The 20,361-nt window shown below is 72.4% G+C and carries 18 protein-coding genes and 1 pseudogene; 16 read left to right on the forward strand and 3 right to left on the reverse strand.

All coding sequences use genetic code 11. The features are described 5' to 3' along the window. The first annotated feature begins 6 nt into the window (after positions 1-6). The 6 genes and pseudogenes from alr to C7S10_RS23140 form a co-directional block, all read left to right on the forward strand. Entirely contained in the window at positions 7-1,143 is a 1,137-nt protein-coding gene (gene alr / locus C7S10_RS06630) for an alanine racemase (RefSeq protein ID WP_108343620.1), read from the forward strand. Continuing rightward, positions 1,144-2,178, forward strand: a complete 1,035-nt coding sequence (locus C7S10_RS06635; RefSeq protein ID WP_108343621.1) for an alpha/beta fold hydrolase — start codon at positions 1,144-1,146, stop codon at positions 2,176-2,178. Further along, positions 2,175-3,062: a tRNA (adenosine(37)-N6)-threonylcarbamoyltransferase complex ATPase subunit type 1 TsaE gene (tsaE, locus tag C7S10_RS23075; RefSeq protein ID WP_108343622.1), complete on the forward strand. Its 888-nt coding sequence runs from the start codon at positions 2,175-2,177 to the stop codon at positions 3,060-3,062. Before C7S10_RS06635 ends, tsaE begins: the two co-directional genes overlap by 4 nt. 14 nt (positions 3,063-3,076) lie before the next feature. Then, a complete protein-coding gene (gene tsaB, locus C7S10_RS06645) occupies positions 3,077-3,721 on the forward strand; it encodes a tRNA (adenosine(37)-N6)-threonylcarbamoyltransferase complex dimerization subunit type 1 TsaB (RefSeq protein ID WP_108343623.1) in 645 nt (214 codons plus the stop codon). Beyond that, entirely contained in the window at positions 3,718-4,197 is a 480-nt protein-coding gene (locus tag C7S10_RS06650; protein WP_108343624.1) for a GNAT family N-acetyltransferase, read from the forward strand. The genes tsaB and C7S10_RS06650 overlap by 4 nt, the downstream gene beginning before the upstream one ends. Positions 4,198-5,141: 944 nt before the next feature. After that, a pseudogene (locus C7S10_RS23140) lies at positions 5,142-5,285 on the forward strand (hypothetical protein); the annotation flags it as partial. A gap of 386 nt (positions 5,286-5,671) precedes the next feature. On the opposite strand, the gene C7S10_RS22735 reads toward C7S10_RS23140, so the two are convergent. After that, a complete protein-coding gene (locus C7S10_RS22735) occupies positions 5,672-6,088 on the reverse strand; it encodes a hypothetical protein (protein ID WP_133176449.1) in 417 nt (138 codons plus the stop codon). Between the two features lie 155 nt (positions 6,089-6,243). Between C7S10_RS22735 and C7S10_RS06670 the strand changes: the two genes are divergently transcribed. Genes C7S10_RS06670 through C7S10_RS06690 form a run of 5 tightly spaced genes read left to right on the forward strand, consistent with a single transcriptional unit; the run spans position 6,244 to position 11,717 of the window. Continuing rightward, complete coding sequence (locus C7S10_RS06670) at positions 6,244-7,362, forward strand: DUF3558 domain-containing protein (RefSeq protein WP_133176450.1); 1,119 nt, start codon at positions 6,244-6,246, stop codon at positions 7,360-7,362. Positions 7,363-7,401: 39 nt separating this feature from the next. Further along, a complete protein-coding gene (locus C7S10_RS06675; protein WP_108343627.1) occupies positions 7,402-8,487 on the forward strand; it encodes an S-(hydroxymethyl)mycothiol dehydrogenase in 1,086 nt (361 codons plus the stop codon). Further along, on the forward strand, positions 8,487-9,110 hold the full coding sequence (locus C7S10_RS06680; RefSeq protein ID WP_108343628.1) for an MBL fold metallo-hydrolase: 624 nt from the start codon (positions 8,487-8,489) through the stop codon (positions 9,108-9,110). The genes C7S10_RS06675 and C7S10_RS06680 overlap by 1 nt, the downstream gene beginning before the upstream one ends. Continuing rightward, positions 9,107-9,901 (forward strand): LLM class F420-dependent oxidoreductase, encoded by a 795-nt coding sequence (locus C7S10_RS06685; protein ID WP_108343629.1) that lies wholly within the window; start codon positions 9,107-9,109, stop codon positions 9,899-9,901. Before C7S10_RS06680 ends, C7S10_RS06685 begins: the two co-directional genes overlap by 4 nt. A gap of 28 nt (positions 9,902-9,929) precedes the next feature. Next, entirely contained in the window at positions 9,930-11,717 is a 1,788-nt protein-coding gene (locus C7S10_RS06690) for a glycoside hydrolase family 3 protein (RefSeq protein ID WP_108343630.1), read from the forward strand. Positions 11,718-11,726: 9 nt separating this feature from the next. Here the strand turns inward: C7S10_RS06690 and C7S10_RS06695 are convergent, their stop codons facing one another. Further along, positions 11,727-12,911, reverse strand: coding sequence for a class I SAM-dependent methyltransferase (locus C7S10_RS06695; protein WP_108343631.1), 1,185 nt, complete (start codon positions 12,909-12,911; stop codon positions 11,727-11,729). 62 nt (positions 12,912-12,973) lie between these two features. Between C7S10_RS06695 and C7S10_RS06700 the strand changes: the two genes are divergently transcribed. The 3 genes from C7S10_RS06700 to groL all read left to right on the forward strand — a co-directional run bounded on the left by C7S10_RS06700 (position 12,974) and on the right by groL (position 16,179). Continuing rightward, positions 12,974-14,014 carry a hypothetical protein gene (locus C7S10_RS06700; protein ID WP_133176451.1) on the forward strand — a complete coding sequence of 347 codons (1,041 nt, stop codon included), beginning with the start codon at positions 12,974-12,976 and terminating at the stop codon, positions 14,012-14,014. Positions 14,015-14,175: 161 nt separating this feature from the next. After that, positions 14,176-14,469 carry a co-chaperone GroES gene (gene groES, locus C7S10_RS06705; RefSeq protein WP_108343633.1) on the forward strand — a complete coding sequence of 98 codons (294 nt, stop codon included), beginning with the start codon at positions 14,176-14,178 and terminating at the stop codon, positions 14,467-14,469. A gap of 90 nt (positions 14,470-14,559) precedes the next feature. Then, the gene (gene groL / locus C7S10_RS06710; protein WP_108343634.1) at positions 14,560-16,179 is read left to right on the forward strand and encodes a chaperonin GroEL; all 1,620 of its coding nucleotides are present in this window, start codon (positions 14,560-14,562) and stop codon (positions 16,177-16,179) included. A gap of 72 nt (positions 16,180-16,251) precedes the next feature. Here groL and C7S10_RS06715 read toward each other — a convergent pair whose 3' ends face one another. After that, complete coding sequence (locus tag C7S10_RS06715; protein ID WP_108343635.1) at positions 16,252-17,808, reverse strand: hypothetical protein; 1,557 nt, start codon at positions 17,806-17,808, stop codon at positions 16,252-16,254. Between the two features lie 92 nt (positions 17,809-17,900). Here C7S10_RS06715 and C7S10_RS06720 point away from each other — a divergent pair, with 92 nt between their 5' ends. Both C7S10_RS06720 and guaB read left to right on the forward strand, forming a co-directional pair. Next, positions 17,901-18,791, forward strand: a complete 891-nt coding sequence (locus tag C7S10_RS06720; protein ID WP_108343636.1) for a GNAT family N-acetyltransferase — start codon at positions 17,901-17,903, stop codon at positions 18,789-18,791. Positions 18,792-18,812: 21 nt separating this feature from the next. Next, a complete protein-coding gene (gene guaB, locus C7S10_RS06725; RefSeq protein ID WP_108343637.1) occupies positions 18,813-20,315 on the forward strand; it encodes an IMP dehydrogenase in 1,503 nt (500 codons plus the stop codon). Positions 20,316-20,361 lie beyond the last annotated feature (46 nt).

The raw sequence follows: 20,361 nt of genomic DNA on the forward strand, positions 1-20,361 counted from the left end.
TCTGCCATGACGTCGACGGCTGCTGCGCGCGCCGAGATCGTGGTCGATCTCGCCGCGATCCGTCACAACGTCTCCCGACTGCGTGAGCTCGTCGGCCCGGACGTCGCGATGATGACGGTGGTCAAGGCGGACGGCTACGGCCACGGCATGGTCGAGGTCGCGCGCGCGGCCCGGCAGGCCGGCTCCGAGTGGCTCGGCGTCGCGACGCTCGACGAGGCGATGGCCCTGCGCGAGGCCGGTGACCCGGGTCGGGTGCTCTGCTGGCTGGCGGTCCCCGGTGAGGAGTACGCCGCCGCGGTGGCCGCCGGCATCGACCTGACGGCCTACACGGTCGCCGAGCTCGACGAGATCGCCGAGTCGGGTGGCGAACGCGCGCGGGTGCAGCTCAAGGTCGACACCGGCCTGACCCGCGGCGGGGCGGCGCGTGCCGACTGGCCCGCGGTGTTCGCCCACGCGGCCGAGCTCGAGCAGGCGGGGCGGCTCGACATCACCGGCATCTGGTCGCACTTCGCCGCGAGCGACGAGCCCGAGCACCCCGCCAACGACGCGCAGGAAGCGGCGTTCCGTGAGGCCGTGGCGCTGGCCGAGGAGCTCGGCATGCGCCCCGAGCTGCGCCACCTCGCCAACTCCGCGGCGACGATCCTGCGTCCGTCGGCCCGGTTCAACCTCGTGCGGTGCGGCATCGCGTCGTACGGCCTCGATCCCGCCCCCGGCCGCACCCCCGACCTCGGCCTGGTCCCGGCGATGACCGTGCGCGCCAGCCTGGCGATGAGCAAGCAGATCGCCATCGGCGACGGCGTCTCCTACGGCCACACCTGGATCGCCGATCGCGACACCACGGTCGGCGTCGTGCCTGCGGGGTACGGCGAGGGCGTGCCCCGTGCCGCCGGCAACCTCGCCTCGGTGTGGGTCGACGACCGTCGCCGCGCCATCCGCGGACGGGTGTGCATGGACCAGTTCGTGATCGACCTCGACGGCGACCTGCCGCCGCCCGGGACCGACGTGGTCCTGTTCGGCCCCGGCGACCGTGGCGAGCCCACCGCGCAGGAGTGGGCCGAGGCGCTCGACACCATCAACTACGAGATCGTGACGCGGGTCGGCGGCCGACTGGCCCGCCGCCACGTCAACCGGGAGGATTCCTAGATGGGCCTGGTCCGCACGATGGTCGGCGCGGCCGCGGGGCTGACCGCCGCCGGCGTGGCCGTCGGCGTCGCCCAGCGCAGCCGCTCGATCTCCCGCCGCGGTGCGGGGGAGCACGTCGAGTTCGGCTCGTTGCACAGCACGCCGCTCAACATCATCACCGACGACGGCATCGACCTGCACGCCGAGGTCGACGAGGCGCCGGACTCCGAGCTGACCGTGATCTTCGTCCACGGCTACGCCCTCAACCTCGACTGCTGGCACTTCCAGCGGGCGAGCTACCGCGGACGGGTCCGCACGGTCTTCTACGACCAGCGCTCCCACGGTCGCTCGGCCCGCTCCTCGGAGGACAACACCACGATCGACCAGCTCGGCAGCGACCTGCGTCGAGTGATCGACCAGGCCTCGCCCGGACCCTGCGTGCTGGTGGGCCACTCGATGGGCGGCATGAGCGTCATCGCCCTCGCCGAGCAGCACCCCGAGCTGTTCGGCGACAAGGTCGTCGGCGCCGCACTCATCTCGACCACCGCGGGCGGGCTCGACCCCGGCCGGATCCTGTTCCCGATGGTGCCCCTCGGGCTCGGCGGCCGGGTCGTGGGGCGCGCGGTCCGCACCCTCGACCGTGGGCACAAGGTCGTCGACCTGGCCCGCACCTGGGGCCGCAGCGTGGCCGACGTGATGACGGACGCCTACGCCTTCGGCGACGACGTCCCTGGCCCCTACGTCGACTTCGTCTTCGACATGCTCAACTCCACCCCCTTCGCGGTGGTGGCCGACTTCTACCCCACGTTCGCGAGCCTCGAGAAGTTCGAGCACGTCGCCGTGCTGGGCGGCGTCCCGACGTCGGTCATCTGCGGCACCAACGACAAGATCACCAGCGTCGGGCACGCCCGCAAGCTGCACGCCCAGATCCCGGGCTCCAGCCTCCTCGAGGTCGAGGGCGCCGGGCACATGGTGATCCTCGAGCGCCACGCCGACGTCACCGCCGAGCTCGACGACCTGATCTCGCTGGCCCAGCACCGGATCGAGGCGCGATGAGCCTCGACGTCCGTCGCGTCGGCCCCGAGTCCGCCGTTCCCGTCCTCGAGGTGATCCGCACCGCGTTCGCGGCCCGCCCCGTACTTGACCCACCGACCGACGCGCTGTCCGAGACCGAGGAGAGCGTCGCGGTCGAGCTCGCGGCGTACGGCGGACTGCTGGCGACCCTCGACGGCGAGCCGGTCGGCGCGCTGCTGTTCCGCCCCGGCCCGGAGGCGATGCTGCTGCGCCGCTTCGGCGTCACGCCGGCGGCCCAGGGGACCGGAGTGGCCGGAGCGCTCGTGCGCACCGCCGTCGAGAGCACGCTGGGCGAGCCCGCCCTGGCGGTGCTGGCTCGCGAGGAGCTGCCCGAGACGATCGCGTTCTGGGAGAAGCACGGCTTCGTGGAGGTCGAGCGCGCCTCGCCGTACGTCGAGCTCCGCCGCGACCTGCCCTCGTCGTGGGAGGTCGTCGACGCCGAGGCGATGCGCGACCTGGGGGAGCGGCTGGCGCACTCCGTGCGCGCCGGCGACGTGGTGCTCCTCAGCGGCGAGCTGGGTGCGGGCAAGACCACCCTGTCGCAGGGCTTCGGCCGTGGCCTCGGGGTCCGGGGGCCGATCAACTCGCCCACGTTCGTCATCGCCCGCGTCCACCCCTCGCTCGTGGGCGGGCCCGACCTGGTGCACGTCGACGCCTACCGCCTCGGCGGCATCGAGGAGCTGGACGACCTGGACCTCGACACCTCCCTCGACTCCGCGGTCACCATCGTCGAGTGGGGGGCCGGCCTGGCGCACGTGCTCACCGAGTCGCGGGTCGAGGTCGAGATCACCCGGGCGCTGGGGCACGAGACCGACGACGACGAGCTCGATCCGCGGGTGGTCCACGTCCGTCGGCCGCGCGACTGAGTAACCTCGCCATCGTGCTCCTCTCGTTCGACACCGCCACACCCCTCGTCAGCGTCGCCCTCCACGACGGCGCCGACGTCGTGGCCGAGCGGTTCTCCGAGCTGCCCATGAAGCACGGCGAGCAGCTCGCGCCGCTCATCGAAGCAGTGCTCACCGACACCGGGCTGGTGCGGCAGGACCTCACCGCGGTCGCGGTCGGTGTCGGCCCCGGCCCGTTCACCGGCATGCGCGTCGGGATCGTCACCGCCCAGGCCCTCGGCTTCGGCCTGGAGATCCCGGTCTACGGCGTCTGCACGCTCGACGCGATCGCGGTCGAGGCGATCGACACGGGGGCGGTCGCCGGCGACTTCCTCGTGGCCACGGACGCCCGACGCAAGGAGGTCTACCTCGCGTCGTACGACGACCAGGGCCGCCGCCTCGACGGCCCCGTGGTCGCCAAGCCGGCCGACGTGGCCAGCGAGCTACCGACCGCCGGTCCGGGCGCGGTGCTCTATCCCGAGTCGTTCCCGCGCCCGGCGCTCCCGACGCGCCCGAGCGCCGGATGGCTGGCCCGGGTGGTGGCCGAGGAGAGGGCCGAGCTCCTCGACCCGGAGCCGCTCTACCTGCGGCGGCCCGACGCGGTCGCCAACGTGACCCGCAAGTCCGTCCTCGGGACATGATCCGCCTCGCCACGGCGACCGACCTGCCCAGCGTGGCGGCCCTGGAGGCCGAGCTGTTCGGGCCGGACGCGTGGGACCTGGCGGCCCTGCGGTCCGAGCTCGAGGGGCCCGGGCGGCGCTTCGTGGTCGACGTCGGTGATGACGTGCGCGCCTACGCGGTGTCCCGGGTGGCCGGCGACGTCGTCGACCTGCAACGGATCGGCGTCGCGCCTGCTCACCGGCGAGCCGGTGTGGCCACCGGCCTCCTCGAGGAGCTGATGGCCCACCCGGCCGGCGCCGACCGGATGATGCTGGAGGTGAGCGCCGCCAACGACTCGGCGATCGCGTTCTACCTCCGGCACGGATTCACCCGGATCGGCACCCGGCGGCGCTACTACCGCGACGGCTCCGACGCGACGGTGCTCAGCGTGGAGCTCCCGGCTCAGTCGAGCACGCCGGGCCCGGCGGCGTCGTCGCCGAGCCAGTCCTGCTCGTAGACCAGGGAGTCGCGCTCGTTGCGCTGCTCGTCGGAGCCCTTCTTGCCGCCGCGGTTGCCGGAGGTCGAGCCGTTGCCGGCGCCGCGACGGAAGAGACCCTTGCCCTTGCCGGAGGTCGAGCCCTTGCCGGTGCCGGCGGCCGCGCCGCGGCCGGTGCCCTTGGCGTTGGTCTTGGCGGTGCCCTTGCCGGTCGTGGACCCGGCGCTGCCGGCGCGGCCGGCGGTGCCCTTGCCCGCGGCGCTGCGGGCGCCGCTCTGGCCCGAGGCGCCCCGGGCCGAGCCCGTGCCGCCGGCCCGGCCGCCCGCACCGGCGCGGGAGCCGGACGAGGAACGACCCGAGGTGCCCGCGGCTCCTCCGCGCGCGCCCGAGGCCGATGAGCTCTTGCCGATCGAGCTGGGCCCGCCGGTCTTGCCGGTGGCTCCGATGCTCTTGACGGATCCACCCGTCGGAGCCTTCACCGCTCCGGCGATGCCGCCCTTGATCATGCCCGCACCGAGGCCAGCGCCCGCGGCTCCGGCTCCGGCAGCGCCACCGATGCCCGCACCGGTGGCACCGGCGCCGCCGCTGGTGTGGCTCGAGCCGTAGCCGGGACCGCCCGTGTAGGTGTTGCCGCCGTCCGTGCCGCCGACCACGTTGGTCTCGGGCACGTACGGGGTCGGCGTGTGGACCGGCGTCGGCGTGTGGACCGGAGTCGGGGTGGGAGTCGGCGTCGGCGTCGGGGTCGGCGTCGGCGTCGGGGTGGGCGTCGGCGTCGGGGTGGGAGTCGGCGTCGGGGTGGGAGTCGGCGTCGGGGTGGGAGTCGGCGTGGGGGTGGGAGTCGGGGTGGGGGTCGGAGTCGGGGTCGGAGTCGGGGTCGGCGTGTTGCCCGGCGTCGGGGTCGGGGTGTTGGTCGGGGTCGGCGTCGGGGTGGGAGTCGGCGTGGGGGTCACCGGGTCCGGCTCGCCGTGGATCTCCTTCATCACCTCGGTGGTGGTGGCGTAGTCCTTGTCCAGGGCCTCGAGGGCCTTGCGAGCGCGGTCCTCGTCGGCCTGCTCCTTGGCGTAGTAGTCGCCGACGGCCGAGTTGTACTTCGCCATCGCCGTCTCCTGCTCCGGAGTGGCCTGCGTGCCGGGCGTGGGTCCCTGCGGCTTCGTGGGCATCTCGTTGGTGCCCGAGGAGATCGCGGTGTGCTCGTTCATCATCGTCTGGGCGGAGCTGTGCGCCTTGCCGAGGGCTTCGGAGCCCTTCATGAAGACTGCGGCGTCCTCGTCCAGCTTCTTGGAGACCTTCTTCATCTCCTCGTTGAACCGGTCGGCCGTCTGGCCCGTGAGGTTCTCCTCGGACACGATCCCCTTGGCCGCCTGGAGCAGGTCCTCGGAGACCGTCGTGAGCATGCCGGACTTCTTCGACCAGTCCGCGGAGGAGGTGTCGATGCGGGCGTCCCGCACGGTGTCGTTCATCTTCTGCAGCTGGTCACGGTAGTAACGGCTCATGATCAGGCACCTTCTTCCTGGGCGGGCGTGTCCTGGTCGCCGTCCATCACGTCGCCGGCCGTGGCGACGCGGTTGAGCAGCACCTGGCTGCGGGCCTCGTCGTCGGCCGCGGTCAGGCCGACGTCCTTGCTGAAGTCGGTCATCGCGGTGGTGAGGGCCTGCAGGGCGGCGATGGACTCGACGATGCTGTTGGTGAGGAAGGCATTGGCCTTGCGGTGGTGGATCCCGAGGTACTGACCGGACCAGCGGGTGCCGAACATCGACTCGCTCCCCGAGTCCTCGTCGTCCTTGTGCTTGGCCAGCACCTCCTCCTGGCTCGTCAGGAACGCCTCGATGTTGGCGATCGCCCCTTCGGAGACCTTGAACTCCTTCAGGGTGTTGACGACCCCGCCCACCCCGCCAACGTCTGAGAGGAACATCAGAACTACACCTTCCCGCCGTGAGAGTCTTCCGCCCGCTACGCGCGGACGTGCGGCTCTTTCCCCGATCGACCGCGCCCAAACCTGATGATTTGCCCTCGGTTACGGTGGAGCCGCAGTCGTCAACCACGGAGCCGATGTCGAGGGGGCGGATCGTGCCGCTGACAGCACACTACGACGCGCGGTACGTCTCCCGGGCGGCAATGGTCGCGACCGCCGCGATCCTGCTGGTCCTTGCCGGGTGCTCGAGCGACTCCGGCGGGTCCGAGCGTGACGAGGGGCCCGAGGCGTCCGCGTCGTCCGCGAGCCCCGACCAGCCGGCGATCGACCCGGAGGCGGTCGAGAACCTCGATCCGTGCTCGCTGGTCGATCGCGACACCTGGATGACCTTCGTGCCGCGCGCCGGCCGCGCCACGGCACGGACGGACACGCAGCTGGTGGACCGCACGCTCGGGGCAACCTCCGTCGCGGGCGGCGGCGGGCTCGAGACCGACGACTACCCCAAGTACGGCTGCGAGGTCAGCTTCGAGAAGGGCGACGGCCGGGCGACCACGGCGCTGTCGTGGGGGTGGTACCTCGTCGACCTCCCGCCGCAGAAGGTCAACAGGATCGTGGCGAGCGCGGGCGGCGAGACGCACAACCAGGGGTTCTACGCCGCCGTGACGTCCGGCGACCTGCTGTCCTCGACGGCGTACGGCGTGCTGCCCCCCGCCGACGGGTCCTGGGTCGCCGTCGCCGCGCCCATCAACTCCAAGGCCAGGCTCGCCGGGGAGGACGACCCGCTCGGGACCATGGACGACCGCATGCTGGAGGTCCTCGACCTCGTGGCGGCGAGCGGGGACGCGACCCCGATCCTGCTCCCCGAGGCCTGCCCCGACCCCGAGGACGAGCTCATCACCTCCGTCATCGGTGACGTGGCACAGGCCCGCGGCTCCGACGACGGTGCCGGCCGGACGGTCTGCCTCTACCGCAACCAGGAGGAGGACGCGACACTGCGACTCCGCATGGGCTCCGACCCCGGGGTCGTCTCCGAGCTCGCCGACGGGACCGGCACGAGCGGACAGGACGCGTTCGAGGGCCCGGACGGCACCGACGGTGCGGCCGCGAGCGCTCCGAGCGGGCTGGCGGCCGGCTACCTCGTCGAGTCCGCGGGCTCGTCGTACGCCTCGGCCTCGGTCGAGCAGCAGATCGCGCACCAGACGCCGCGCGTCGACGAGGGCGCGCTGACGTCGTTGCTCGAGGCGGCATACTCCATCGCGGCGGGGACGAACTGACGAAGCCGGCGAGCGGCTCGTCATCGAGAGGAGCTCCACATGCAGCAGGTCAAGGCCATCGTCGCACGCGCCAAGGGCGAGCCGGTCACCATCGAGACGATCAACGTCCCCGACCCAGGGCCGGGGGAGGCCGTGGTGAAGGTGCAGGCTTGCGGGGTCTGCCACACCGACCTGCACTACCGCGAGGGCGGGATCAACGACGAGTTCCCCTTCCTCCTCGGGCACGAGGCCGCGGGCGTGGTCGAGTCGATCGGCGAGGGCGTCACCGGTCTCGAGGTCGGGGACTTCGTGGTCCTGAACTGGCGCGCCGTGTGCGGCAACTGCCGGGCCTGCCGCCGCGGTGAGCCGTGGTACTGCTTCGCCACCCACAACGCGACGCAGAAGATGACGCTGGAGGACGGCACCGAGCTGACCCCGGCGCTCGGCGTCGGCTCCTTCGCCGAGAAGACCCTCGTGGCCGCAGGCCAGTGCACCAAGGTCGACCCCTCGGCCCGCGCAGCCGCGGTCGGGCTCCTCGGCTGCGGCGTGATGGCCGGCCTGGGTGCCGCCATCAACACCGGCGACGTCGGGCGCGGGAAGTCCGTGGCCGTCATCGGCTGCGGCGGCGTCGGGATGGCGGCCATCGCCGGCTCGGCCCTGGCGGGGGCCTCGAAGGTGATCGCTGTCGACATCGACGACCAGAAGCTCGAGTGGGCCCGCGGGATGGGCGCCACCGACACGATCAACTCCTCGGGCAACGACCCGGTCGAGGCGATCCAGGCCCTCACCGACGGCCACGGCGCGGACGTGGTGATCGACGCGGTCGGTCGCCCCGAGACGTGGAAGCAGGCGTTCTACGCCCGCGACCTCGCCGGCACCGTCGTCCTCGTGGGCGTGCCCACGCCGGACATGAAGGTGCCCGACATCCCGCTCATCGACGTCTTCGGGCGCGGGGGCGCGCTCAAGTCGTCGTGGTACGGCGACTGCCTGCCGTCTCGCGACTTCCCGATGCTCGTCGACCTCTACCAGCAGGGCCGGCTCGACCTCGACGCGTTCGTCACCGAGGAGATCGCCCTCGACGAGGTGGAGGCCGCCTTCGAGAAGATGCACCACGGTGGCGTCCTGCGCTCGGTGGTGGTGTTCTGATGAGCGTGCGCGTCGACCACGCCGTCACCTCCGGCACGTTCTCCCTCGACGGGGAGACGCACGAGGTCGAGAACAACATCTGGGTCGTGGGGGACGACGAGGACTGTGTCGTGATCGATGCGCCGCACTCGGTCGAGGACATCCTCGCCGTCGTCGGCGGACGCACCGTCAAGGCGATCCTGTGCACCCACGCGCACGACGACCACGTGCGGGTCGCCCCCGAGCTGCGCGTCGCGACGGGCGCGCCGATCCTGCTCCACCCCGCCGACCGGCCGCTGTGGGAGCTCACCCACGGCGGCGACGAGGAGGGGGCCGAGCTGTGGGACGTGGACGTGGAGGACGGACAGTCGATCAAGGTCGGCGGTGCCGCCCTGACGATCCTGCACACCCCGGGCCACGCGCCCGGGGCGGTGTGCGTCTACGTCCACGACCTCGGGTGCGTCTTCACCGGCGACACGCTCTTCCAGGGCGGCCCGGGGGCGACCGGACGCTCGTTCAGCGACGAGGACCAGATCAAGGACTCGATCCGCAGCCGCCTCTTCGACCTGCCCGACGACACGGTCGTGCACACGGGCCACGGGGCGGACACCACCATCGGTGCCGAGAAGGAGAACCTGTCGTGACCACGTACCCCATCAGGATCGGCGTGCAGCTCCAGCCGCAGCACGCCGACTATGCCCAGATCCGCGACGCCGTGCGCCGGGCCGAGGATCTGGGCGTCGACGTCGTCTTCAACTGGGACCACTTCTTCCCGCTGTACGGCGAGGCCGACGGCAAGCACTTCGAGTGCTGGACGATGCTCGGAGCGCTCGCCGAGCAGACCAGCCGCGTCGAGATCGGCGCGCTCGTCACCTGCAACAGCTACCGCAACCCCGAGCTGCTCGCCGACATGGCCCGCACCGTCGACCACATCAGCGACGGGCGGCTGATCCTCGGCATCGGCTCCGGATGGTTCAAGCGCGACTACGACGAGTACGGCTACGACTTCGGGACCGCCGGCAGCAGGCTCGACGACCTCGGCGCGGCGCTGCCCCGGATCGAGGCCCGCCTCGCGCAGCTCAACCCGGCTCCGACCCGGGACATCCCGGTCCTGATCGGCGGGGGTGGGGAGAGGAAGACCCTGCGGCACGTCGCCCAGCACGCCGACATCTGGCACACCTTCGTGTCCGGTGACGAGCTGCGCCACAAGGTCGAGGTGCTGCACGGTCACTGCGCCGCCGTCGGTCGCGACCCGTCGGAGATCGAGATCTCCGCCAGCGTCAACGGCGACGAGCCGCCGCAGCCGCAGGTGGCGGGCGAGGAGCTGCGCGCCCTCGGGGCCACGCTGTTCACCTTCAGTGCCGGTGGCCCCGACTTCGACATCGAGCGGGTCGGCCCGTGGCTGGCCTGGCGCGACGAGGTCAACGCCGGCTGATCGGACTGCCGGTGCCAGACTGACCCGCGTGCGCCGTGTCGTCCCGCTGGTCCTCGCGCTGAGCCTGCTCGGCTCGGCGTGCTCGGGCGACGGCGACCCCGGACCGGACGACCAGTCCTCCGGCGGGACTCCGTCGGCCTCGGCGTCCGCCACCACGCCGCCCACCCCGGCCGAGCGGCTCGGCCTGGTCGAGGGCTGGGGACCGACCACCGCCGAGCTCGAGCGCGCGGCCCGGCTCGTGGGCCGGATGCGGCTGCCCGACCTCGCGGGCCAGGTGATCGTCGCCGAGTGGCGCGGGACCGCCGCTCCGGTCGAGATGGTGCGCAACCTCCACCTCGGCGGGGTGATCGCCTTCGCCGACAACGTGGCCTCGACCCAGCAGATCGGCGCCGTCAACGCCACGCTCCGGCGCGCCGTACGCCGTCCGTGGCCGCTGTTCCTCTCCGTCGACCAGGAGGGCGGGATCGTCGAGCGGGTCAAGGGCGACGCGACCCGGTTCCCGACCTTCATGAGCGCCGGGGCCGCCGGGGACACCGAGCTGACGCGCCGGGCGGCCGGGGCCAGCGGCGCCGAGCTGCGCGGACTGGGGTTCGACGTGGTGTTCGCCCCCGACGCCGACGTCACGTCCGGACCGGGCGACCCCACGATCGGCTCCCGCTCCGCGGGCTCGGACGTCGAGACCGTGGCCGCTCAGGTCGGCGCCGCGGTCGAGGGCTACACCGGCGCCGCGATCGTCCCGGTGCTCAAGCACTTCCCGGGCCACGGCTCGGTGCCGCAGGACAGCCACCTGACGCTGCCCGTGCAGACGCGGACCCGCAAGCAGCTCGGCGCGGTGGACCTCGCCCCCTTCGCCGCCGCCGTCGAGCAGGGCGTGCCGGCGATCATGGCCGGGCACATCGACGTCCGCGCCCTCGACCCGCGGGTCCCCGCGTCGATGTCGAAGGTGCTCGTGACCGACACCCTCCGCACCCGCCTCGGCTTCCAGGGCCTGGTCGTCACCGACTCGCTGTCGATGGCCGGGGTGCAGGCGTCGTACGACGCAGCGCACTCGGCCGTGCAGGGACTGCGCGCCGGCAACGACGTGCTCCTGATGCCGCCCTCGCCCGCCGCCGCCCGCGCCGGGATCGTGGCGGCCGTCAAGGCGGGCCGGCTCAAGCGGTCGCGGCTCGAGCAGGCGGCGGCGCGCCAGATCGCGCTCCTGCTGCACTACGCCGGGACGCCCGAGCAGCGCCGCGGACGCGCGCCGGGCAGCGGCCGGGCGGCCTCGCGGGCGATCAGCGCCGCCGCCCTGACCGTCGTCGCCGGCCCGTGCACAGGACGGCTGGTCTCGGGCGCGGTCACGCCGAGCGGTGATCCGGTCGCCGTCGCCAACTTCTCGGGCGCGGCGAGGTCGGCCGGCCTCACGGTGCTGGTGCGCCAGGCCCCGCCCGCGTCACTGTCCACCGCCGAGCCGGAGCCGAAGCGGAAGAAGAAGGAGAGCCGCAAGGCCTACGCCCAGCGCAGGAGGGCGTGGGGCAAGCGCGAGAAGCGGCGCCGGTCCCAGCTCGCGGCGTTCGTGGCCAGCGAGGACGCGCGCCTGGCCCGGGGCACGGGCATCGGCTTCACGGGCTACCAGGACACACCCCACGACGGCGAGATCGCGGTCGCCACCAACACTCCCTACGTCCTCGGCTCCCTGCAGGCGCCGGTGCGGATCGCGACGTACGGCGACACGCCGGGCGCGATGTCGGCGCTGGTCGACGTGCTGCTCGGGAAGGCTCCGGCGCCCGGTTCGCTGCCGGTCGAGGTCGCCGGCGCGCAGCGGGAGGGCTGCTGACCGGGCCGGCTAGAAGGGCTCGACCAGCAGTGCCGTGCCGCTGCCCGCGATGCGGGTCATCACCAGCGTCGCAGCGTTGTCGCCGCGCAGGTCGAGCCGCTTGCGCAGCGTCTCGGGGACGATCTCGACCCCGCGCTTCTTGATCGTGAGGGAGCCGATGCTGCGCTCGCGCAGCGCCGCCTTGAGCGGCTTCTCGCGGTAGGGGACCTCCTCGAGCACGCGGTAGGACCGCGCGAACGGCGTGCGGAACGCGGCGTCGCCGGTGACGTAGGCGATGTGCTCGTCGACCAGGCCACCGTCGACGCCCGCGGCCACGGCGGTGACGAGCCCGGCCCGGATCACGGCGCCATCGGGCTCGTACAGGAAGGCTCCCAGCTCGCGCACGGGCCGCTCCCGACCCTGATGCGGGTCGTCCTCGTCGGTCAGGGTGGCGAGGCCGCCCTCCCCGATCACGGTCGCGCGCCGTGCGGTGCTGGCGAAGACCGGCGCCCAGAGCACCGCCTCCTTGACGTCGCCCGCCTCGCTGACCCACTCGGCCTCGACGCCGTCCGGGACCAGGTCGTGCGGGATCCCGGGCGCGACCTTCACGAGGCCGCGACCGGCGAGGAGCTCGAGCACGAAGTCCCACGGCGGGGTCCACCCGTCGACGTCGAAGACCCGGCCGCGGGCACCGCGCCGGGCCGGGTCGGCGAACGCCGCCCCGAAGCCGCCCGGGTCGATGCTCGCCACGTCGGCGACCTCGACGGCGCCGGGCAGGCCGAGCGCGGCGAGGTTGGCGCGCGCTGCCGTGACCCGCACCGGATCGAGGTCGACGCCGGCCGCGGTCAGACCGGCCCGGGCGAAGGCGATGAGGTCGCCGCCGATGCCGCAGCCCAGGTCGACGACGCTCGAGGGACGGGCGGCGGCGAGACGGGCGGCACGGTGCTCGGCGACCCGCTGCCGCGTCGCTTGCTCCAGGGCGTCGGGAGTGAAGAACATGAGGGGTGCCTGATCCCCGAACTTCGCCACCGCGCGCGTCCGCAGCTCCACCTGCGTCAGCGCCGCCGCGGCCCGCTCCGGGTCAGGCTCAGCCCGTCGCACCGCGCTCGCGGCGCGAACCGGGTCCCCGGCCGCGTCGGCGTAGGCCTCCATCGCCACGTCCAGCAGGTCGTGCCCGGCATCGGTCAGGAGCCACTCGAGCGTCTGGACGTCCATCCGGGCATCTTCTCAGGTGGGTCTCCGCCCGCCGGACGGGTGGAGATGGCATGGTCGGGGCCGTGCGCAAAGTCATCTGGCCACTGGCCCTGGTCCTCGTCATCGCCGCGCTCGCCGGAGGCGGCGTGTGGCTCTCGCAGCAGGAGAAGGACGACGGGCTGAAGGCCGGGACGTTGATCAGCGAGAGCGCGTCCGAGGCGCTGGTGGGCCGCACGGCCGAGGTGCGCGTCCCGTGGGGGACCCTGCAGGTCACCGTGTCCGAGCCCCTCGAGCAGACCCACGAGGGCAGGAAGGCCGGCCACGGCGCCAGCCTCGTCGGCGTGCAGGTGTCGCTGGACGGGCCCGAGGACCTGCTGGTCGCCGACCGCCTGCCCGGCGCGTCGCTGGAGGACCCGACCTTCACGCTGGTCGCCGACGGCGAGGACTACGTGCTCGAGGGACTCACGGGGTGGGCGGGCGAGGACGAGATCGCCCAGGTCGCGCGCCGGCAGTACGTCGCCCTGAAGGGCACCCCGGCCGAGGTCGGCCTCCGGGTCGGGTACGACGGCGTGGACCAGGAAGTCGACGGACTGACCGGTGAGGTCGACCGCGACGACGCCGAGCCGCTCTACAGCCTCGGGTTCGCCGGCGGCGCCCAGCCGTGCGGCGACCCGCTGTGGAGCCCCGACGCCTCCGACGTCGGGGACAGCGTGACCCAGTGCCTCGTCACCTCGACGGCGCAGCGTCCCTACGTCGCCGGCCTCGGCTGGGCGCCGGAAGGACGCACCTGGCTCGTCGTCACCCTGCTGCCGGGCGCGCCCGCCGAGTTCGACGGACCGCAGGGCACCTACGAGGTCACGGAGTCGCGGTCGTCGTACCTCCTCGACGGCAGGGCGCCGAAGGAGACGTTCGCCAACAACGATGCGCTGCCGGCCGGGGTGGACGAGGACCCCAACGACCCGCAGGTCGCGATCTTCGAGGTCGACCCCGCCCGCGCCACCGGTCAGCTCGAGGTCCGCACCCGGCTGACGGGCGAGACCGAGGTGACCGTCGGCCGCAAGGGCGATCGCGAGGAGAAGACCCGCACGTTCAAGGCGCTGGTCGCGCAGGGCGCGTTCGTCTGAGCCGACTCTGGCACTCGATTGGGGGGAGTGCTAACGTCTGGACTGGCACTCTCGCCCTGAGGGTGCCAGCGCTTGCCATGACGTGCGACCCCCGCGACGGCGCCCATCACGGCAGGCCCACAGCCAATACGTCAGTCAAAGTGGAAAGTGGAGGTCGACAAGTGTCGGTCAACATCAAGCCCCTCGAGGACCGCATCGTCGTCAAGCCGCTCGACGCCGAGCAGACCACGGCCTCCGGCCTGGTCATCCCGGACACCGCCAAGGAGAAGCCCCAGGAGGGCGAGGTCCTGGCGATCGGTCCGGGTCGCGTCGACGACAACGGAAACCGCGTCCCCGTCGACGTCGCCGTGGGTGACAAGGTCATCTACAGCAAGTACGGCGGCACCGAGGTCAAGTACGCCGGTGGCGAGTACCTCATCCTGTCCGCCCGCGACGTCCTCGCCGTCGTTTCCTGATCCTCTCGCCCGGACGTCATACGAGCGGTGGCCCATCGGTCACGCTCCGTATGACGTCCGGGCGGTTTCTCTTCCACTAGGAGCACCTGAATGCCCAAGATCCTGGAGTTCGACGAGAACGCCCGTCGCGCCCTCGAGCGCGGCGTCGACGCCCTCGCCAACGCCGTCAAGGTGACGCTCGGCCCCAAGGGCCGCTACGTCGTCCTCGACAAGAAGTGGGGCGCGCCCACCATCACCAACGACGGCGTGACCGTCGCTCGCGAGATCGAGCTGGACGACCCGTTCGAGAACCTCGGTGCGCAGCTCACCAAGGAGGTCGCCACCAAGACCAACGACGTCGCCGGTGACGGCACGACCACCGCGACCGTGCTGGCGCAGGCGATGGTGCACGAGGGCCTGCGTGCCGTCGCCGCCGGTGCCAACCCGATGGGCCTCAAGCGCGGCATGGACGCCGCCGCCGAGGCCGTCGGCGACGCGCTGCGCGAGGCCGCCCGCGAGGTCGAGTCCCGCGAGGACATGGCGTCGGTCGCCACGATCTCGAGCCGCGACAGCCACATCGGCGACCTGCTCGCCGAGGCCTTCGACAAGGTCGGCAAGGACGGCGTGATCACCGTCGAGGAGTCCAACACCATGGGCACCGACCTGGAGTTCACCGAGGGCATGCAGTTCGACAAGGGCTACATCTCGGCCTACTTCGTCACCGACCCCGAGCGCATGGAGGCCGTCATCGACGACGCCTACATCCTCCTGCACCAGGGCAAGATCGGCTCGATCCAGGAGCTGCTGCCGCTGCTCGAGAAGGTCATCGCCGCCGGCAAGCCGCTGTTCATCCTCGCCGAGGACGTCGAGGGCGAGGCCCTCTCGACCCTGGTCGTCAACAAGATCCGCGGCACGTTCAACGCCGTCGCCGTCAAGGCTCCGGCCTTCGGTGACCGTCGCAAGGCGATGATGCAGGACATCGCCGTCCTCACCGGCGGTCAGGTCGTCGCCCCCGAGGTCGGACTCAAGCTCGACCAGGTCGGTCTCGAGGTGCTGGGCCAGGCCCGTCGCGTCGTGATCACCAAGGACAACACCACGATCATCGAGGGTGCGGGCGAGGCCAGCGCCGTCGAGGGCCGCGTCAACCAGATCAAGGCCGAGATCGAGTCGTCCGACTCCGACTGGGACCGCGAGAAGCTCCAGGAGCGCCTCGCCAAGCTCGCCGGCGGTGTCTGCGTGATCAAGGTCGGCGCCGCCACCGAGGTGGAGCTGAAGGAGAAGAAGCACCGCATCGAGGACGCCGTCTCCGCGACCCGCGCCGCGATCGAGGAGGGCATCGTCCCCGGCGGTGGCTCCGCGCTCATCCACGCCGTCTCCGTGCTCGAGGACGACCTCGGGCTCAGCGGCGACGAGGCTGTCGGTGCTCGCATCGTCCGCAAGGCCGCCGACGAGCCGCTGCGCTGGATCGCCGAGAACGGTGGCGTCAACGGCTACGTCGTGACCACCAAGGTCCGCGAGCTCGGCATCGGCAACGGCTACAACGCCGCGACGGGGGAGTACGGCGACCTGGTGGCCCAGGGCGTCCTCGACCCGGTCAAGGTCACCCGCTCCGCGCTGGTCAACGCCACCTCGATCGCGGGCATGCTGCTCACGACCGAGACGCTGATCGTCGACAAGCCCGAGGAAGAAGAGCCCGCCGGCGCGGGCCACGGTCACGGCCACGGCCACTGATCGACCCGCTCCACCACGACGCCCCGTCCGGCACTGCCGGGCGGGGCGTCGTGCGTCGTGAGCCGGGCCGGCTCAGGTGAAGATCGGGACCAGCCGGTCGAACGGCTGGTCGCAGTCGACCTCGAGCTCGGGTCGCACCAGCCGCCGCTGGTGGTAGATGCGATAGGCGCCGCACGCGATCGAGACCAGCTCGTAGTCCTCGAGCAGCTCCTCGCGGATCTCGTCGGTCCCGGCCTCCGACCACTCGTCGAGCCGCTTCGACTGCACGAACCACGTCGGGGCGTCCGGGCCCGTCAGGATCGCGCCGAGCTCGTCGAGGTCAGGGTCGAGGGTGCGCATGGGCAGCGACCACAGGTGCTCGTACGGCGAGCGCAGCCCGCTCGCCCACTGGATGTCCGCGCGACCGCCGTACGCCACGAGCGTGTCACCGGGCTGCGCAGCCTCGCCGATGGCGCGACCGGTGAGGTACTCCGTGGGCAGGTAGTCGTTGCGCGTGCGCTCCCACTCGACGACGCTGACGGCCGAGCTGACGACCGTGAAGGCGACCAGCACCCGCGTGGTGAGCCCGATCCAGTGCCGCCAGTGCCGGGCCATCAGCTGCTCGTCGGCCAGCAGGAGGCCCAGAGCCAGCACGGCGGGCGCGATCGGCACGAGGAGGTAGGTGCGCCAGTAGCTGCCGCTGAGGAACACCCCGGCCGAGTCGACCACGAGCATCGCCGCGACGGCCGCCGTCGGGACGACCGAGCGGCGCACCAGCCGCGGGACGCGCAGCACGAACCACAGCATCAGGGCGCCCAAGCCGGACACGATGGTGATCAGGAACAGCGTGTGGATGCGCGCGTCGATGGTACTCGAGGGCTGCTGGGCCAGCACCTCGCTCGCCTCCACCCGGAAGCCGAAGGTGACGAAGGCCAGTGTGGACAGCCGGACCCCCACGACCAGGCCCCAGCCGACGACGGCGAGCACGGGGACAGTGCCGCCGGCCAGCGCGGCCCCGGCCAGCCGGGTGAAGTCGCGGCGGTCCAGGCGCTTGGTGAGGAGCGCACCCAGGAGCAGCACGCCGCCGAACACGAGGCCGCCGAAGAGGTTCTGCTTGAGGCCGATGGCGAGCACCGCCAGCAGGCCCGCAGCGCCGGCGTGCCACACCGAGCGACGCATCAGCGCGCCGATCGCGAACCAGCACGCACCCATCACCACGGGCAGTCCGAGGATCTCGCCCTTCGCCGCCACCGAGTCGATGGCGGCCTGCGAGGTCAGGGCGGCGGTGGCGACCGCGACCCACGCACCGATCCGGTCGGCGCCGCGGGCCCCGGCGTAGTCGGCGAGGCGTCGCGCCGTACCAGCCGCGGCGAGGACGAACACGGCGGCGGCGACGGCGGCGACCACGCGGATGAAGTAGGGACCGCCGATCCAGTCGCTGAGCTTGAACAGCGCGATGATCGGCGGCGGCCGGTCGACCCAGTAGGTGCCGAACATGCTGTCCGGCTCGGGGTGCCAGGCGCGGGCCACCAGCAGGAAGCCCGCCTCGTCGGGGCGCATCGGCCACTGCAGTGAGGGGATGCGCCCCAGGACGGCCGCCACCATGGACAGCGCGACCACGGCGCGGGGCGTCGGTCGGGTCAGCGGCACCGGGACATTGTGCAGGGTCCGCCCAGCAAGGATTTTCGCGCCCGAAACATCGTGGGACTCCTCCGGCAACATCGCACGGCGAGAGTCGTCCCATGTTGTGGCGAGTGCGAACATCCATGCCGGACCGACCGGGGACCTTGGCGACCCTGGCCCAGGAGTGCGGCGCAGCCGGGGTGAACATCCTGGCCGTGCAGGTCTTTCCCGGCGTCGAGTCGGTGACCGACGAGCTGGTGCTGGAGGTGCCGGCGCACTGGGACGCCGACGAGGTGGGGGAGCTCGTCGCGCGGGCCGGCGCGCAGGCGGTCGTCTCGCTGCCGTGCACGCCCGACGCCCTCGTCGACCAGCCGCTGCGCTACGTGCAGGCGGCGCGCTCGATCCTGGCGCAGCCCGCCCGCTTCCCCGAGGTGGTGGCGGCGCTCTTCGACGCCGACCCCGAGCCGGCCGACGACAGCGTCGCGCAGGACGCCATGGAGATGACGGTCGGCGACGTCGCCGTGCAGATCCACCGGGCGGCGCCCTTCACCGCGACCGAGCACGCCCGCGGCGCGAGCATGGCGGCCCTGGTCAGCGACGTGCTCCAGCGCGGCCGCGAGGCGATGGCCTCCCCGACGCCCGGACGACGGCTGGGGACCGGGCGCACTCCCGAGTTCGTCACCTCGACGCACGAGGTGGTCGCGGAGGTGGAGGGCACGCCGGTGGGCCGGGCCCTCCTCGCCGAGCAGGTCTCTCCCGGCAGCCGCCGCCTGGCCCTCGAGGTGGACCCGGCGTGGCGGCGCCAGGGCATCGGCTCCCGACTGCTGCTGGAGGGGGCGCGGGCCGCGGCACGACTCGGCGACGACGAGCTGGTGCTGGTCACCGGGGCCGACAACCAAGCCGTGCTGCCGATGGTGCTCGGCTCGGGGCTGCGCGGGCGGATCCGGATGTCGGGCGAGGTGTTGAGCGTGCGGGTCCCGCTGCGCGACCTGGAGGCCACGCGGCTGTGAGCGAGCGTTAGACTCCGGGGGGTGGAGATCCCCGAGAAGTTTGCCGCGCTGGGCCTCACCTACGACGACGTCCTGCTGCTGCCGGGTGAGTCCGACCTCGCGCCCCAGGACATCGACACGACATCGCGGCTGACACGCGAGATCTCGCTCAAGGTGCCGCTCATCAGCGCAGCGATGGACACCGTCACCGAGTCGCGGATGGCGATCGCCATGGCCCGCGAGGGCGGCATCGGCGTGCTCCACCGCAACCTCTCCATCGAGGACCAGGCCTATCAGGTCGACCTCGTGAAGCGGACCCAGACGGGCATCATCTCCAACCCGGTCACCATCGGTCCCGACGCGACGCTCGAGGAGCTCGACCGGATCTGTGGGGAGTACCGCGTGTCCGGGCTCCCGGTCGTCGACCTCGACAACCGGCTGCTGGGCATCATCACCAACCGCGACCTCCGCTTCACGCCCGTCGCGGAGTGGGCCACCACCAAGGTCAACGAGGTGATGACGGCCGAGGGCCTGATCACCGGCCCGGTCGGGGTCTCCCGCGACGAGGCGACGGCACTGCTCCGCGCGCACAAGCGCGAGCGCCTGCCCCTGATCGACGCCGACGGCCGCCTCGGCGGCCTCATCACCGTCAAGGACTTCGTGAAGTCCGAGCAGTTCCCGCACGCGTCCAACGACGCCGACGGCCGCCTGCTCGTCGGTGCCGCGATCGGCTACTTCGGTGACGCCTGGGAGCGGGCCACGACCCTCGTCGAGGCGGGCGTCGACGTGCTCGTCGCCGACACCGCACACGGCCACGTCCACCTCCTGCTCGACATGGTCCGACGCCTCAAGAGCGACCCCGCGACCAGGCACGTGCAGGTGATCGGCGGCAACGTCGCCACCCGAGAGGGCGCGCAGTCGTTCGTCGACGCGGGTGCCGACGCGGTGAAGGTGGGCGTGGGACCCGGCTCGATCTGCACGACCCGGGTCGTCACCGGCGTGGGCGTCCCGCAGGTCACCGCGATCTACGAGGCGTCGCTGGCGTGCAAGCCCGCCGGCGTCCCGGTCATCGCCGACGGCGGCATGAAGCACTCCGGCGAGATCGCCAAGGCGCTGGTCGCCGGCGCCGACTCGGTGATGCTCGGCTCGCTGCTCGCCGGCTGCGAGGAGTCCCCGGGCGACCTCGTGTTCGTCAACGGCAAGCAGTTCAAGTCCTACCGCGGGATGGGCTCGCTCGGCGCGATGAGCAGCCGTGGCAAGAAGTCCTACTCCAAGGACCGCTACTTCCAGGCCGAGGTCACCAGTGACGACAAGATCGTCCCCGAGGGCATCGAGGGCCAGGTCGCCTACCGCGGGCCGCTCGGTGCCGTCGCCCACCAGCTCATCGGCGGCCTCAACCAGTCGATGTTCTACACCGGGGCTCGCACGGTGCCCGAGCTCCAGGAGCGCGGTCGGTTTGTCCGGATCACGTCCGCCTCGCTCAAGGAGAGCCACCCCCACGGCGTACAGATGACGGTCGAGGCGCCCAACTACTCCGGCAGCTGATCGGATCACTTCGATCTCGCTCTGGCGCGCCGCCCACTCCTGCACC

The sequence above is a fragment of the Nocardioides currus genome (genome assembly GCF_003057875.1).
Taxonomy (GTDB): domain Bacteria; phylum Actinomycetota; class Actinomycetes; order Propionibacteriales; family Nocardioidaceae; genus Nocardioides; species Nocardioides currus.